The sequence below is a fragment of the Streptomyces calvus genome, from assembly GCF_006782915.1.
GTDB lineage: Bacteria > Actinomycetota > Actinomycetes > Streptomycetales > Streptomycetaceae > Streptomyces > Streptomyces calvus.
The window spans coordinates 34,826-49,644 of record NZ_VCNP01000053.1 but is presented as its reverse complement, the minus strand read 5'-3'; the positions used below and the strand labels follow the sequence as shown (position 1 = coordinate 49,644).

Sequence of the window (14,819 nt, the reverse complement as noted above, 5' to 3'; positions counted from 1 at the left end):
CGTACGCGGGCCGGCGGGTCAGCCCTTCGACGCCTTCTTCTCCTCGGCGTCGTCGATGCCCGCCTGCGCCACCTGCTGCATCGACATCCGCCGGTCCATCGACGTCTTCTGGATCCAGCGGAAGGCCGCCGGCTCCGTCAGTCCGTACTGCGTCTGCAGCACCGACTTGGCGCGGTCGACCAGCTTGCGCGTCTCCAGCCGCTGGCTGAGGTCGGCGACCTCGCGCTCCAGTTCCTTCAGCTCCGTGAACCGCGAGACGGCCATCTCGATGGCCGGCACCACGTCGCTCTTGCTGAACGGCTTGACCAGGTAGGCCATCGCGCCCGCGTCGCGGGCCCGCTCCACCAGGTCGCGCTGGGAGAACGCGGTCAGCATCAGCACCGGGGCGATGCTCTCCTCGGCGATCTTCTCCGCCGCGGAGATGCCGTCCAGCTTGGGCATCTTCACGTCGAGGATCACCAGGTCGGGGCGGTGCTCGCGGGCCAGTTCGACGGCCTGCTCACCGTCTCCGGCCTCGCCGACGACGGAGTACCCCTCCTCCTCGAGCATCTCTTTGAGGTCGAGCCGGATCAGGGCCTCGTCCTCGGCGATCACGACGCGGGTCGTCATCGGAGGGACGTGCGACTTGTCGTCGTCGGGCACGTCTACGGGCTGGGGCGACTCGGGGGCGCTCACGTGGGCTCCTTGGTGCGGGGCAGACCGGTACTGCTGACAAGAGCGTACCCAGCTGCGGTAAGGTGGGGGCACGGCGGGTGACCGTCGACCTTCGTTTTGCAGGGCGCCCCGGTAGCCCAGCGGTAGAGGCAATGGTCTCAAACACCATCCAGCGTCGGTTCGAATCCGACCCGGGGTACTTTTCCTTTGAATCCAAGGTCACCGTTTGACAGCGGATGTCCACCTTTACGGTGAACATCCGCTTTTTGCTGTGTGCCGCGGACGATCAGGCACCGGCCCCCGGCCGAGGACCGTCGTCCTCCCCGATGCGGTGGACGCGGACGAGGTTGGTGGAGCCGGAGACCCCCGGAGGCGAGCCCGCCGTGATCACCACGGTGTCGCCCCGCTCGCAGCGGGCGTACTCCAGCAGCAACTCGTCCACCTGCCGGACCATCGCGTCCGTGGAGTCGACGTGCGGGCCGAGGAAGGTCTCCACCCCCCAGGACAGGCTGAGCTGGGAGCGGGTGGCCGGGTCCGGGGTGAAGGCGAGCAGCGGGATGGGGCTGCGGTAGCGGGAGAGCCGGCGGGCGGTGTCGCCGGACTGGGTGAAGGCGACCAGGAACCTGGCGCCCAGGAAGTCGCCCATCTCCGCCGCCGCGCGGGCCACGGCGCCGCCCTGGGTGCGGGGCTTGTTGCGCTCGGTCAGCGGCGGCAGGCCCTTGGCGAGGATGTCCTCCTCGGCCGCCGCCACGATCCGGGCCATGGTGCACACCGTCTCCACGGCGTGCTTGCCGACACTGGTCTCGCCGGAGAGCATCACGGCGTCGGTGCCGTCGATGACGGCGTTGGCCACGTCGGAGGCCTCCGCGCGGGTGGGGCGGGCGTTGTCGATCATCGAGTCGAGCATCTGCGTGGCCACGATGACCGGCTTGGCGTTGCGCTTGGCGAGCTTGATGGCGCGCTTCTGGACGATGGGCACCTGCTCCAGGGGCATCTCCACACCGAGGTCGCCGCGGGCGACCATGATGCCGTCGAAGGCGGCCACGATGTCGTCGATGTTCTCGACCGCCTGCGGCTTCTCCACCTTGGCGATGACGGGAAGGCGGCGGCCCTCCTCGTCCATGATGCGGTGGACGTCCCTGATGTCGCGGCCGCTGCGCACGAAGGACAGCGCGATCACGTCGAAGCCGGTGCGCAGCGCCCAGCGCAGGTCGTCCTCGTCCTTCTTGGACAGGGCCGGGACGGAGACCGCGACACCGGGGAGGTTGAGCCCCTTGTGGTCGGAGACCATGCCGCCCTCGACGACGGTGGTGTGGACGCGGGGGCCGTCGACGGCGGTGACCTCCAGGGTGACCTTGCCGTCGTCGACCAGGATGCGCTCACCGGGGGTGACGTCGCCGGCGAGGCCCGCGTAGGTGGTGCCGCAGGTGTGGCGGTCGCCCTCGACGCCGTCCTCGACGGTGATGGTGAACGTGTCGCCGCGTTCAAGGAGTACGGGGCCTTCGACGAAGCGGCCGAGGCGGATTTTCGGGCCTTGAAGGTCGGCGAGGAGACCGACGCTGCGGCCCGTCTCGTCGGCGGCCTTGCGCACCCGTCGGTAGCGCTCCTCGTGCTCGGCGTGACCGCCGTGGCTGAGGTTGAAGCGGGCGACGTCCATCCCGGCATCGACCAAGGCCTTGATCTGGTCGTATGTGTCGGTGGCGGGGCCCAGTGTGCAGACGATTTTCGCTCGGCGCATGGTTCGAGCCTAGGGCTTACCGGCCGGTAGCGACTTGGCCGGTCGGTGAAAGGTAATTGACAAGTGTTGAAGTGTGCGCGGGGCCGCTCCGATGAGCATACGAGGCCGTCGCGGCCGCCTGCCGGACACCGGATCGCAACGTGGAGGGTCTGGTCGGATCGGCATGTTCAGGCCAGAATCAGCGGGCGCATCTACGCGCGTTGTCGTCCGTTGCCCGAGGAGAGCCCGACATGGCGTTCGACCGCCGGAAGTTCCTGAAGAGATCCGCTGTGACCGGGGCGGGTGTGGCGCTCGCGGGCACGGCGGCGGCGCCCGCGGCGCAGGCCGCCGAGGCGGGACGGGGAGGCAAGCCGGTGAAGCGGTACGCGCTGACCGTGATGGGCACGACCGATCTGCACGGGCACGTCTTCAACTGGGACTACTTCAAGAACGCCGAGTACACCGACGCGGCCGGCAACGCGCAGGGCCTGGCGCGCGTGTCGACGCTGGTGAACCAGGTCCGCGAGGAGAAGGGCCGGCACAACACGCTGCTGCTGGACGCGGGCGACACCATCCAGGGCACACCGCTGACGTACTACTACGCGAAGGTCGACCCGATCACCGCCGAGGGCGGTCCGGTGCATCCGATGGCGCAGGCGATGAACGCCATCGGCTACGACGCGGTGGCGCTCGGCAACCACGAGTTCAACTACGGCATCGAGACGCTGCGCAGGTTCGAGGAGCAGTGCGACTTCCCGCTGCTCGGCGCCAACGCCCTGGACGCCAGGACGCTGAAGCCCGCCTTCCCGCCGTACTTCATGAAGACGTTCCGGGTGAAGGGCGCGCCGCCGGTGAAGGTGGCGGTGCTGGGCCTGACCAACCCGGGCATCGCGATCTGGGACAAGGCCTACGTGCAGGGGAAGCTGACGTTCCCGGGCCTGGAGGAGCAGGCGGCCAAGTGGGTGCCGAAGCTGCGGTCGATGGGCGCGGACGTGGTCGTGGTGTCGGCGCACTCCGGTTCCTCCGGCACCTCGTCCTACGGTGACCAGCTGCCGCACGTGGAGAACGCGGCCGCGAACGTGGCACGGCAGGTACCGGGCATCGACGCGATCCTCGTCGGTCACGCGCACCAGGAGATCGAGGAGCTGCGGGTCACCAACGAGGAGACCGGCCGGGACGTCGTCCTGTCCGAACCGCTGTGCTACGCCGAACGGCTGACGCTGTTCGACATCGAGCTGGTCTTCGCACGGGGCCGCTGGACGGTCGAGTCGGTGAAGGCGTCGCTGCGCGACGCGGCGACGGTCGAGGACGACCCCGCCGTCACCAAGCTGCTCTCCGACGAGCACGCCCAGGTCGTGGCGTACGTCAACCAGGTGGTGGGCACGGCGACCGAGACGCTGACCACGACGGAGGCTCGCTACAAGGACGCGCCGATCATCGACCTGATCGCCAAGGTGCAGGAGGACGTGGTGAAGGCGGCCCTCGCCGGCACCGAGTACGCCTCGCTGCCGGTGCTGTCGCAGGCCTCGCCGTTCTCCCGGACGGCCCGGATCCCGGCCGGCGAGGTGACGATCCGCGACCTGTCGAGCCTGTACGTGTACGACAACACGCTGGTCGCCAAGCTGATGACGGGCGCGCAGGTGCGGGCGTACCTGGAGTACTCGGCGGAGTACTTCGTGCAGACGGCGGCGGGCACCCCGGTGGACGTGGCGAAGCTGACGAACGCGGGCAACCGCCCGGACTACAACTACGACTACGTCTCGGGCCTGGCCTACGACATCGACATCGCCCGGCCGGCCGGGTCGCGGATCCAGAACATCACCTTCGGCGGTGCCCCGCTGGACGACGCGCAGCAGTTCGTGTTCGCGGTGAACAACTACCGGGCCAACGGCGGCGGCGCGTTCCCGCACGTGGCGTCGGCGAAGGAGCTGTGGGCGGAGTCGACGGAGATCCGCACCCGGATCGCGGAGTGGGTGACCGCGAAGGGCGTGCTGGACCCGAAGGACTTCGCGTCGGCCGACTGGAGGCTGACGCGGGAGGGCACCCCGGTGTTCTGAGCGTCCGCCGTCGCGGGAGCCGTCAGGTCCCGTCCGCCAGTGGGGTGAGCCGTGCGGCTTGCCGGGCGGGCGGGACCTGCCGCGTCGTGGGGTGCAGTCCGAAGGTGGTGAAGGCGGTGCGGGCCGGCTGCGGGTAGGGCCGCTCGCCGGTGAGGTGGTTGAGGATCACGGCGCTGCGCCAGGCGGCGAGTCCGAGGTCCGGCGTTCCGACGCCGTGGGTGTGGAGTTCGGCGTTCTGCACGTACACGGAGCCGGTGACGGCATGGTCCAGGACCAGCCGGAAGTGCTCGTCGACGCGGGGCCGGCCGGCGCGGTCGCGCCGCAGATGCGGGTCGAGCGGGGCCAGGAGGCGGTCCAGCGGGCGGGCGCGGTGGCCGGTGGCGAGGACGACGGCGTCGGTGGTGAGGCGGGTGCGGGTGCGCTGCCGGGTGTGTTCGAGGTGGAGTTCGATCCGGGCGGGTGCGGTGCGGACGGCCGCGCGGACGTGGACGGCGGGGGTGAGGACCGCGTCGGGCCAGCCGCCGTGCAGGGTGCGCCGGTACAGCTCGTCGTGGACGGCGGCGAGGGTGGCGGCGTCGATGGCCTTGTGGAGCTGCCACTGGGCGGGGACGAGCCGGTCGCGGACGGGTTCGGGCAGGGCGTGGAAGTAGCGGGTGTGGTCGGGCGTGAAGTGTTCCAGGCCGAGCTTGGAGTACTCCATCGGGGCGAAGGCCTCGGTGCGGCCGAGCCAGTGCAGGCGTTCCCGGCCGGCGGGCCGGTGGCGGAGCAGGTCGAGGAAGACCTCGGCGCCGGACTGTCCGGTGCCGACGACGGTGACGTGGCCCGCGGCGAGCAGGGTGTCGCGGTGGCGGAGGTAGTCGTCGGCGTGGACGACGGGCAGGTCGGGGGCGTCGGCCAGGGGCCGGAGCGGTTCGGGCACCCAGGGTTCGGTGCCGACGCCGAGGACGACGTTGCGGGCGCGCACGCGGCGGCCGGACCCGGCGGGGGCGTCGGCCGGGGCGACGTCGACCTCGAAGAGGGCGTCGTCGGGGTTCCAGCGGACGGTGTCGACGCGGTGTCCGAAGTGGAGCGCGGGCAGGTGTTCGGCGACCCAGCGGCAGTAGGCGTCGTACTCGGTGCGGCGGATGTGGAACTGCTCGGCGAAGTAGAAGGGGTAGAGGCGCTCGCGCGCTCTGAGGTGGTTGAGGAAGGTCCAGGGGCTGGTGGGGTCGGCGAGGGTGACGAGGTCGGCGAGGAAGGGGACCTGGACGGTGGCGTCGTCCAGGAGCAGTCCCGGGTGCCAGTCGAAGCGGGCCCGCCGGTCGTAGAAGGCGGTGTCGAGCGGGAGGGGGTGGGCGAGGGCGGCGAGGGAGAGGTTGAACGGGCCGATGCCGACGCCGACGAGGTCGCGGGAGGCGTCGTGGGACGTGGGGGTCATCGGGGTCCTTCCGCGTGGGCCTGGTGGACGAGGGTGAGGAGGCCCGCCAGGTCCTCGCGGCGGGTGGCGGGGTTGAGCAGGGTGACCTTCAGCCAGAGGCGGCCGTCGGCGCGGGCGCGGCCCAGGACGGCGCGGCCGGTGGTGAGGAGGCGGCGGCGCAGCGCGGCGACGGCCGCCTCGCCGGCGCCGGCGGGCCGGAAGAGGACCGTGCTGATCACGGGCCGGGCGTGGAGGTCGAGGCGCGGGTCGTCGTGGACGAGCCCGGCGAACTCCTGGGCCAGGTCGCAGACCCGGTCGACGAGGCCGCCCAGTCCGGCGCGGCCGAGGCTCTTCAGGGTGACGGCGAGTTTGAGGACGTCGGCGCGGCGGGTGGTGCGCAGCGAGCGGCCGAGCAGGTCGGGGAGCCCCGCCGCGGTGTCGTCGTCGGCGTTGAGGTAGTCGGCGCGGTGCCGCAGCGCGGTGAGGTCGCCTGGGTCGCGGACGGTGAGCAGGCCGGCGGGGACCGGCTGCCAGCCGAGTTTGTGCAGGTCGAGGGTGACGGTGTGGGCGGCGTCGAGGCCGGTGAGCAGGGGCCGGTGGCGGTCGCTGAAGAGGAGCGGCCCGCCGTAGGCGGCGTCGACGTGCAGGCGGGCGCCGTGGGCGGCGCAGCGGGCGGCGATCTCGGGCAGGGGGTCGATGCGGCCGGTGTCCGTGGTGCCGGCGGTCGCGGCGACCAGGAGCGGTCCCGGCAGCCGGGCGAGGACGTCGCCGAGGGCGCCGGGGTCGAGGGTGCCGGCGGGTGCGGGTACGACGACGGGTTCGGGCAGGCCGAGCAGCCAGGCGGCGCGGGGCAGCGAGTGGTGGGCGTTGGCGCCGTGGACGAGGCGCAGGGCGCCGCCGTGGGCCTCGCGGGCCAGCAGCAGGGCGAGTTGGTTGGACTCGGTGCCGCCGGTGGTGACGAGGGCGTCGGCGTGGCCGGTCTCGCGGGCGAGGGCGCGGGTGACCAGGTCTTCCAGGGCGGAGGCGGCGGGGGCCTGGTCCCAGGAGTCCAGGGAGGGGTTGAGGGCCGTGGCGGCGAGGTCGGCGGCGGCCGCGACGGCGAGGGGCGGGCAGTGCAGGTGGGCGGCGCAGTGAGGGTGGGCGGCGCAGTGAGGGTGGGCGGGGTCGGCGGCGCCCGCGGCGAAGGCGTGGACGAGGATGCGCAGGGCGTCGGGGTCGCCCCGGTCGGGCAGGACGTCGCCCACCGCGTCCCGGATCCGCGCGGCGACGGCGCCGGGCCCGCCGTGCGGCAGGGGTGCGCCGCGGGTGCGGCCGCCGGTGTGCAGGGCGTCGAGGACGGTGTCGAGCAACGGCCGCAGTGCGGTGGGGCCTTGGGAGCCCGAGGCGAGGTGCGGCGTGCTCATGGGACGGTCCTCCGGGACGCGGCGCCGGATGCGCGGGGAAGGATCCCACCTTGTACGCGCATCGCAGGCGATGTCCGGAAAGCCCGCCGATCGCACCCGAAAGGGGGTACGTCCGGTGAATGGGGTGTGCGTCGGGGCGCCGCCCGCCGGGCCGGCCGGGCGGCCCCCCCCGAGGGCCTATGCCCGCTGGACGCGCAGGGCGCGGGCCAGGTCGTCGAGTTGGTCGACGAGCTTGCGGCGCAGGGCCGGGATCGGGTCGGCCTCGCGCAGGCACGTCTCGCCGAGTTCCAGGTTCTCCGCGTCGACGGCGTGGGCGGGGAAGGCCCAGCGGCCGGCGGCCTCGGCGATGGCGGGGCCGCGGCGGGCGGCGACGGCGACCGCGTCCTGGTAGTAGCGCGCCACGTACGGGCGTACCAGGTCGGCCTGTTCGGGCTGCCAGAAGCCCTGCGCGGTGGCGGTGAACAGGTAGTTCGACAGGTCGGCCCGGTCGTCGGCGCCGAACATGGCCTGCCAGGCACGGCTCTTGGCGTCCTCGTCGGGCAGGGAGGCGCGGCAGCGGGCGGCGCCCTCCTGGCCGGTGGCGCTCGGGTCGCGGCGCAGTTCCTCGGCGATGGCGGCCTCGTCGGTGGCGCCGAGCACGGCGAGGCGGGCCAGGACGCGCCAGCGCAGTTCGGGGTCGAGTTCGGGTCCGCCGGGGACGATGCCGTCGGCGAGCCAGGCGGCGACGGTGTCGGGGTGGGCGGCGACGTCGATGCAGTGCCGTACGGCGATCAGGCGCAGGCCGGGGTTGTCGCCGTCCTCGGTGCGGCGGATGAGGTCGCGGCACAGGGCGGTGAGGGTGGCGAGCGCGGCGGGCCGCTTCTCGGGCGTGAGGTAGCGGTCGGCGATGTGGGTGGAGGCGAACGCGAGGACGCCCTGGACGAGGGCGAGGTCGGTCTCGTGCGGGAGGTGCGTGCGGGCGATGTCCAGGAAGTCGGCGGCGGGCAGGTCGCCGTCGCGGACGGCGTCCCTGAGCGCGTTCCACACCACGGCGCGGGTGAGCGGGTCGGGCAGCCCGGACAGGTGGGTGCGCAGGGTGTTCAGGGACTCGGGGTCGAAGCGGATTTTGGCGTAGGTGAGGTCCTGGTCGTTGAGGACGACGAGGGCGGGGCGGGTTCCGGCGGTGCTGAGGGCGCCGGCCTCGGTGGCGGGCAGGTCGGCCTCCAGGCGCTGCCGCAGGGTCAGCCGGTGGGCGTCGTGCAGGTCCCGGTCGTACAGGCCGACGGTGATGCGGTGCGGGCGCTTGCGGCCGTCCGGGCGGAGGGTCCCGCGGTGCGTCAGGCCCTCGCGGTCCTGGTCGGGGTCGGGCCCGGACCGGAGGCCGGGGTCGCCCCGGTGCGCGATGCCGAGGTGGAACCAGCCGTTGTCGCCGTTCCTCGGTTCGGGGGTGAGGGTGTCGACGCCGGTGGTGCGCAGCCAGGCGTCGGCCCAGGCGTGGACGTCGCGTTCGGTGGCGGAGGCGAGGGAGTCGATGAAGTCGGCGAGGCCGGCGTTGGCGAACCGGTGCCGCCGGAAGTGGGTGTTGATGCCGGCGAGGAAGTCCTTCTCGCCGAGCCAGGCGACGAGCTGCCGCAGCGCGGAGGCGCCCTTGGCGTAGGAGATGCCGTCGAAGTTGAGCAGGGCGGAGGCGGTGTCCTCGACGTTCTCGGGGGCGACGGGGTGGGTGGAGGGCCGCTGGTCGGCGTCGTAGCCCCAGGGCTTGCGGGTGACGCCGAAGTCGGTCCAGGTGTCGGTGAAGCGGGTGGCCTCGGTGAGCGTCTGGTAGCCCATGTACTCGGCGAAGGACTCGTTGAGCCAGATGTCGTCCCACCAGGCGAGGGTGACGAGGTCGCCGAACCACATGTGGGCCATCTCGTGGGCGACGACCATGGCGCGGGTCTGGCGCTCGGTGTCGGTGACGGCGGAGCGGTAGACGAACTCGTCGCGGAAGGTGACCAGTCCGGGGTTCTCCATGGCGCCCGCGTTGAACTCGGGGACGAAGGCCTGGTCGTAGGAGTCGAAGGGGTAGGGCTCCTCGAACTTCTCGTGGTAGCGGTCGAAGCAGGCGCGCGTGATGTCGAGGAGTTCGTCGGCGTCCGCGTCGAGGTACGGGGCGAGCGAGCGGCGGCAGTGGATGCCGAAGGGCAGGCCGCGGTGCTCGGTGCGCACCGAGTGCCAGGGGCCGGCGGCGACGGCGACGAGGTAGGTGGAGATCAGCGGGGTGGCGGCGGCCTGCCAGCGGCCGCCGCCGAGGTGCTCGGTGACGCCGTTGGCGAGGACGGTCCAGTTCTCCGGGGCCGTGACGGTGAGGTCGAAGACGGCCTTGAGGTCGGGCTGGTCGAAGGCGGCGAAGACGCGTTGCACGTCGTCCAGGAACAGCTGCGTGTAGACGTAGGTCTCGCCGTCGGTGGGGTCGGTGAAGCGGTGCATGCCCTCACCGGTGCGGGAGTAGCGCATCCGGGCGTCGACGCGCAGTTCGTGCTCGCCGGCGGCGAGGTTCTTCAGCGGCAGCCGGTTGCCGTCGAGGGTGTCGGCGTCCAGGGGCTGTCCGTCCAGGGTGACGGAGCGCAGCTCGGCGGGCTTGATCTCGACGAAGGTGTCCGCGTCCGTGCGGGCGCTGAACCTGATCACGGTGCGGGAGTCGAAGGTCTCGTCCCCGGTGGTCAGATCGAGTTCGATCGTGTAGCGGTGGACGTCGAGGAGCTGTGCTCGGTTCTGCGCTTCGTCGCGCGTCAGTACGGACATGCAGGCCATGCTGCCCGATGCGGTTGCCGTGGCACAGGGGCGGATCGGGTACGCGCGCTATGTCCGGTCCCGTTCGAGCTCCCCGGTGTGCGCCCCCGCGGGCTCGGCGGGCTCCGCGCGTGCGTGGGTGTGGGGCAGGGCGGGACGTGCGGGGTGGCCGGGGTGCTGTTCGTCGAGCCGGGCGCGCAGGGCGCGGATCTCGCGTTCCAGGGCGAGGTGGCGCTGGTGGCTGTCGTAGAGGTGGCGGACCTTGGTGCGCAGCGCCCAGGGGTCGACGGGTTTGGTGACGAGGTCGGCGACGCCGAGGGCGTAGGCGGCGGCGCCGAGCTGCCGGTCGCGGGCGAAGCCGGTGAGCAGGACGACCGGGATGTGCTGGGTCTGCTCCAGGCGCCGCATGTAGCGCACGACGTCGAGGCCGCCGGTGCCCGGCATGTGGACGTCGAGGAGCAGCAGGCCGACGTTTCCGCGCAGCAGTTGTTTGAGGGCTTCGTCGCCGCTGGTGGCCCGGCCCAGCAGGTGGCCCAGCGGGGCCAGGGCGCTCTCCAGGGCGTACAGGGCGTCCTCGTGGTCGTCGACGATGAGGATCCTGGCGTTCGGCGGCATGGCGCACGTCCCTCCTCGTAAGGGACCGGATGGCTGTCCGGGTGCTGACGGGCGGTGCCCGACGGCTGACAAGGAGTGCACAGCGCAGCATGCACCGCGCGGGCCGTCGTGTCACTCCCCCGCGGAGGACGCCGTGGCCGCGTTCGCTCAGGGCGTGGCGCCGTTGACGGTGTCGTCCGCGATGCGTTCGTGGTGCCGGATCACCTCGGCGATGATGAAGTTCAGGAACTTCTCCGCGAAGGCCGGGTCGAGTTTGGCGTTCTCGGCGAGGGCGCGCAGCCGGGCGATCTGGCGGGCCTCGCGGTTCGGGTCGGCGGGCGGCAGCCGGTGCGTGGCCTTGAGGCGGCCGACCTGCTGGGTGCACTTGAAGCGTTCGGCGAGCATGTGGACGACGGCCGCGTCGATGTTGTCGATGCTGTCGCGCAGCCGTTCGAGCTCCTCGCGGACGGCGGGGTCGACGTCACCGGGGGCGGTGTTGCTGGTGGTCATGGGGGGTCAGCCTACGGCGCGGGCGGGCGGTGCACGGGCCGGGGTGGTGGCGCGGGCGGGCCCGTACAGTGGAAGGGGGTCCTGGGCGTGCGGGGGTGAGTCGTGGCGAACGGCGGACCGGTCGAGCACGGGTACCCGCACCTTCCGACGGTGCGGGCCGCCGTCACGGCGCTGTACCGGCGTCTGTCGTACGACACGGTCCGCACGTTCTCGGTGAGCGTGGCGCCGGCCGACGTGGCGTTCTGCGACACGGACGATCTTCATCTGGGGGCGCAGCGGGTGGCCCGCGAGCTGGTGCGGCACTACCGGCTGCCGGACGCGCGGCTGATCGTCGGGTTCCGTGAGATGGAGCATGCGGCGCATGTGGAACTGGCGGCCGGGCCGGAGTACTTCGTCGAGTTGAACGACCGGTTCCGTACGCATCGGCGGGACATCGGTGCGGCCCTGGCGCACGAGGTGGCGCACGTGTACCTGCACCGGCTGGACCTGTCGTTCCCGGGGACCCGGGACAACGAGATCCTGACGGACACGACGGCGACGTACCTGGGGGCGGGCTGGCTGCTGCTGGACGCGTTCCGGGAGGACGGGGCGTCGTCGCAGAAGCTGGGCTACCTCACGCCGGAGGAGTTCGGGTACGTGCTGGCGAAGCGGTCGCTGGTGTTCGGGGAGGACCCGTCGGTGTGGTTCACCAGCGCGCAGGCGTACACGGCGTACGTCGAGGGCCGGGCGCTGGCCCGCCGGGACGAGCAGCAGCCGCCGCTGACGGCGGCCGGCTGGGCGGGCCGCAGGCGCTACGCGCGCGACCGCCGGCACGCGCAGGACCACCGGCCGCCGGCCGCGCGGGGCGACGTGCCGTACAGCTTCGCGCCGGACGAGCGGGGCCCGCTGCGGGTGTCGTTCCCGTGCCCGACCTGCCACCAGCGGATCCGGGTGCCGGTGCGCGGGCGGGTGCGGGCGCGGTGCGGGCTGTGCCGGACGGTGCTGGAGTGCGACACCTAGGACACGGGAGGGTCGGCGCGCTACCGCACGATGCCCTTCGCGCGCGCCGCCGCCAGCCAGGTGGGGAACTCCCGCACCAGGCGGTCGTACAGTTCGCTGTCCGCGACGCCACGCGGGTCCTCGCCGGCGTGGAAGAAGCCCGCGTTGTCGACGGGCCGCTTGGCCGGGACGGCGAGGTCGTCGAGCCGGCGCAGGTAGTCGAACTGCTTGCTGTGCGGGTCGCCGAAGCCGATGAACTGCCAGAACAGCGGCAGCCGGGCGGCCTTGCACAGGTACTTCTCCGCGGCGAGCTTGTTGATCGGCCCGCCGTCGGTCTGGAAGACCACCAGCGCGGGCTCGGTCGATCCGCTGTCCAGGTAGTGGTCGATGACCGCGTCCATCGCCAGGTGGTAGCTGGTCTTCCCCATGTGGCCGAGGCCCGCCACGATCCGCTCCACGCGCCCCTGGTGGTCGGTGAGGGCGATCTCGGTGACGGCGTCGACGTCGGTGGAGAAGAACACCACCGGGACGGTGCCGTCGTCGTCGAGGTGCGCGGACAGTCCCAGCACCCGGTCGGCGAGCGCCTGGACGCTGCCGTCCTTGTAGTACGGCTTCATCGAGCCGGAGTAGTCGACCACCAGGTAGACCGCGGCGCGCAGCCCGTCCAGCCCGTGCCCGGCCAGCGACACCCCGGCCGTCTTGTACAGGCTGACCAGCGCGGGCGCGGTTTGTTCGATCTTGCTCAGGCTGATCGCGGCCATGCGGCTCCCCCTCGGTCACGTCACTGGCCCGAGCGTACGGCACCCTCACCCCGCCTCCGCCGCCCGTCACCGGCGTTCGCTATTTTGTTCGCCGCCGTCCCCACCGGCTCTCTTTCCGTACCCGTCCCTCCCGAGGAGCCGGCCCGTGGATTCCGAGTCCACCGTCACCACCTGCTACCGCCATCCCAAGGTGGAGTGTCACGTCCGCTGCACGCGCTGCGAGCGGTACATCTGCCCGGACTGCATGCGGGAGGCGGCCGTCGGCCACCAGTGCCCCGAGTGCGTGCGGGAGGGCGCGCGGTCGGTGCGGCAGGCCCGCACGGTGGTGGGCGGCCGGGTGTCGGCGGTGCCCGTGGTGACGTACGTGCTGATCGTCGTCAACGTGCTCGTGTACGTGGCGGAGTTGGTGCGGCCGGAGATCGTGGACCGGTTCGCGATGGTCGGCGCTGGGCTGACCGGGCCGGACGGAGGCCACTACCTGTGGGCCGACCCGTACCCGGCCGGCTACACGCCGGAAGGGCTGGTGGGCGGCGAGTGGTACCGGCTGCTGACCGGCGCGTTCCTGCATCTGCCGCCGACGGAGGGGACGTTCGGCGTCTTCCACGTCGTGATGAACATGGTGGCGCTGTGGAACCTGGGCCGGCTGGTGGAGCCGATGCTGGGCCGGGTGCACTTCCTCGTCCTGTACCTGCTGTCGGCGCTGGGCGGTTCGGTGCTGGTGCTGCTGATCGCGCCGCAGGACGCCGTCGTCGGCGCGTCCGGCGCGATCTTCGGGGTCGGCGCCGCGTACTACGTCTTGGCCCGGCGGGTCGGGCTGCACATGGGCCAGGTCAACCGGTTCATGACCGGGCTGCTGCTGTGGCTGGTGCTCTCCGCGCTCGTCACCTCCTGGGAGGGCCACCTCGGCGGGCTGCTGGCGGGCGGCGCGGTGTCGCTGGCGTTCGCGTACGCTCCCCGGGACGGGCGCCGGGCCGTGGTCCAGGTGGGCGCCTGCCTGCTCCTGGTGGCCGTGCTGACGGCGGCCGCCGTGGTCAAGGTGTCCGGGCTGACGGGTGGAGGCTTGCCCCAGTGAGACGTTCCGCGGTGTTCCTCTCCCTCCTTCCCCTGGTCGCCGCCGGCGTGTACCTGGCGCTTCCGCAGGACCCGGACGGCCCGCCGGCCGCGCCGTCCACCGCCACCGCCCGGTCGGCGCCCGAGGAGGCCAAGGACCGCGCGGAGCGGGAACGCGAGCAGGACGACGCGCTGATCGCCGCCCTGCCGCCGGGTCTGGCCGACCCGCGGAAGAAGGAACTGGCCCTGGCGGTGGTGGCGAGCGCCGAGCACTCCACCACCGACTGGCGCAGCACCTACGGCGTCGTCGAGGACCGCGGCGACGGCTGCGGCTACACGGCCGGCATCATCGGCTTCTGCACCGGCACCCACGACCTGCTCACCCTGGTCGGCCGCTACACCGAGGACCGTCCCGGCAACGCGCTGGCGCCGTACCTGCCCGCCCTGCGCACGGTCGACGGCTCCGACTCGCACGAGGGGCTGGACCCCGGGTTCACGGCCGCGTGGGCGGTCGAGGCGCGGGTGCCGGCGTTCCGCGCGGCGCAGGAGGCGGAGCGCGACCGCGTCTACTTCGATCCCGCGGTCCGCCTCGCCAAGCTGGACGGCCTCGGCACGCTGGGCCAGCTCGTCTACTTCGACGCGATGGTCCTCCACGGTCCCGACACCGACCCGGACGGCTTCTACGGCCTGCGCGAACGCGCCATGGAACGGGCGGACACCCCCGCCGAGGGCGGCGCCGAGGAGACCTACCTGGACGCCTTCCTCGACGTTCACCGCGCGACCATGCTGTCCCGCCGTCCGGACGGCGACACCTCCCGCGTCGACACCGCGCAGCGGCGCTTCCTGCGGGCCGGGAACCTGGACCTGGACACACCGCTGGTGTGGGAGATGTACGGGGAGCGCCACCGGCTGCCGTGACATGCGGCGGCGCCTGCCCAGTCGTCCGGT

Annotated in this window: 12 protein-coding genes and 1 tRNA gene; 5 read left to right on the top strand and 8 right to left on the bottom strand. The window is 72.5% G+C overall.

What is annotated here, in order from left to right; translation table 11 throughout:
- Positions 1-18: 18 nt before the first annotated feature.
- Complete coding sequence (locus FGW31_RS26180) at positions 19-675, bottom strand: ANTAR domain-containing response regulator (protein ID WP_142195987.1); 657 nt, start codon at positions 673-675, stop codon at positions 19-21.
- A gap of 105 nt (positions 676-780) precedes the next feature.
- Between FGW31_RS26180 and FGW31_RS26175 the strand changes: the two genes are divergently transcribed.
- Positions 781-853 (top strand) — tRNA-Leu (locus FGW31_RS26175).
- An 87-nt stretch (positions 854-940) separates the two neighbouring features.
- Here FGW31_RS26175 and pyk read toward each other — a convergent pair.
- Complete coding sequence (pyk, locus tag FGW31_RS26170; RefSeq protein WP_142195986.1) at positions 941-2,392, bottom strand: pyruvate kinase; 1,452 nt, start codon at positions 2,390-2,392, stop codon at positions 941-943.
- Between the two features lie 230 nt (positions 2,393-2,622).
- On the opposite strand from pyk, the gene FGW31_RS26165 reads away from it, so the two are divergent.
- On the top strand, positions 2,623-4,428 hold the full coding sequence (locus tag FGW31_RS26165) for a bifunctional metallophosphatase/5'-nucleotidase (RefSeq protein WP_142195985.1): 1,806 nt from the start codon (positions 2,623-2,625) through the stop codon (positions 4,426-4,428).
- 22 nt (positions 4,429-4,450) lie between these two features.
- On the opposite strand, the gene FGW31_RS26160 is transcribed toward FGW31_RS26165, so the two are convergent.
- The 5 genes from FGW31_RS26160 to FGW31_RS26140 form a co-directional block, all read right to left on the bottom strand.
- Positions 4,451-5,845, bottom strand: a complete 1,395-nt coding sequence (locus FGW31_RS26160) for a lysine N(6)-hydroxylase/L-ornithine N(5)-oxygenase family protein (protein ID WP_142195984.1) — start codon at positions 5,843-5,845, stop codon at positions 4,451-4,453.
- Entirely contained in the window at positions 5,842-7,227 is a 1,386-nt protein-coding gene (locus FGW31_RS26155) for a pyridoxal phosphate-dependent decarboxylase family protein (protein WP_142195983.1), read from the bottom strand. Before FGW31_RS26155 ends, FGW31_RS26160 begins: the two co-directional genes overlap by 4 nt.
- Positions 7,228-7,404: 177 nt before the next feature.
- Positions 7,405-9,999: an aminopeptidase N gene (gene pepN / locus FGW31_RS26150; RefSeq protein ID WP_142195982.1), complete on the bottom strand. Its 2,595-nt coding sequence runs from the start codon at positions 9,997-9,999 to the stop codon at positions 7,405-7,407.
- 48 nt (positions 10,000-10,047) lie between these two features.
- On the bottom strand, positions 10,048-10,593 hold the full coding sequence (locus FGW31_RS26145) for a response regulator (protein ID WP_142195981.1): 546 nt from the start codon (positions 10,591-10,593) through the stop codon (positions 10,048-10,050).
- 147 nt (positions 10,594-10,740) lie between these two features.
- On the bottom strand, positions 10,741-11,082 hold the full coding sequence (locus FGW31_RS26140; protein WP_142195980.1) for a chorismate mutase: 342 nt from the start codon (positions 11,080-11,082) through the stop codon (positions 10,741-10,743).
- Positions 11,083-11,184: 102 nt separating this feature from the next.
- On the opposite strand from FGW31_RS26140, the gene FGW31_RS26135 reads away from it, so the two are divergent.
- Complete coding sequence (locus FGW31_RS26135; protein WP_142195979.1) at positions 11,185-12,081, top strand: hypothetical protein; 897 nt, start codon at positions 11,185-11,187, stop codon at positions 12,079-12,081.
- A gap of 20 nt (positions 12,082-12,101) precedes the next feature.
- On the opposite strand, the gene FGW31_RS26130 is transcribed toward FGW31_RS26135, so the two are convergent.
- Positions 12,102-12,821 carry a vWA domain-containing protein gene (locus tag FGW31_RS26130; RefSeq protein WP_142195978.1) on the bottom strand — a complete coding sequence of 240 codons (720 nt, stop codon included), beginning with the start codon at positions 12,819-12,821 and terminating at the stop codon, positions 12,102-12,104.
- Positions 12,822-12,966: 145 nt separating this feature from the next.
- On the opposite strand from FGW31_RS26130, the gene FGW31_RS26125 reads away from it, so the two are divergent.
- Positions 12,967-13,893, top strand: coding sequence for a rhomboid family intramembrane serine protease (locus FGW31_RS26125; protein WP_142195977.1), 927 nt, complete (start codon positions 12,967-12,969; stop codon positions 13,891-13,893).
- Entirely contained in the window at positions 13,890-14,789 is a 900-nt protein-coding gene (locus FGW31_RS26120; RefSeq protein WP_142195976.1) for a chitosanase, read from the top strand. The genes FGW31_RS26125 and FGW31_RS26120 overlap by 4 nt, the downstream gene beginning before the upstream one ends.
- Positions 14,790-14,819 lie beyond the last annotated feature (30 nt).

What these genes read in the sequence shown, in the direction of transcription:
- FGW31_RS26145 (WP_142195981.1), bottom strand. Translation starts at nt 10,593, where the DNA reads ATGCCGCCGAACGCCAGGATCCTCATCGTCGACGACCACGAGGACGCC.
- FGW31_RS26155 (WP_142195983.1), bottom strand. Translation starts at nt 7,227, where the DNA reads ATGAGCACGCCGCACCTCGCCTCGGGCTCCCAAGGCCCCACCGCACTG.
- FGW31_RS26130 (WP_142195978.1), bottom strand. Translation starts at nt 12,821, where the DNA reads ATGGCCGCGATCAGCCTGAGCAAGATCGAACAAACCGCGCCCGCGCTG.
- pyk (WP_142195986.1), bottom strand. Translation starts at nt 2,392, where the DNA reads ATGCGCCGAGCGAAAATCGTCTGCACACTGGGCCCCGCCACCGACACA.
- FGW31_RS26165 (WP_142195985.1), top strand. Translation starts at nt 2,623, where the DNA reads ATGGCGTTCGACCGCCGGAAGTTCCTGAAGAGATCCGCTGTGACCGGG.
- FGW31_RS26160 (WP_142195984.1), bottom strand. Translation starts at nt 5,845, where the DNA reads ATGACCCCCACGTCCCACGACGCCTCCCGCGACCTCGTCGGCGTCGGC.
- FGW31_RS26140 (WP_142195980.1), bottom strand. Translation starts at nt 11,082, where the DNA reads ATGACCACCAGCAACACCGCCCCCGGTGACGTCGACCCCGCCGTCCGC.
- pepN (WP_142195982.1), bottom strand. Translation starts at nt 9,999, where the DNA reads ATGGCCTGCATGTCCGTACTGACGCGCGACGAAGCGCAGAACCGAGCA.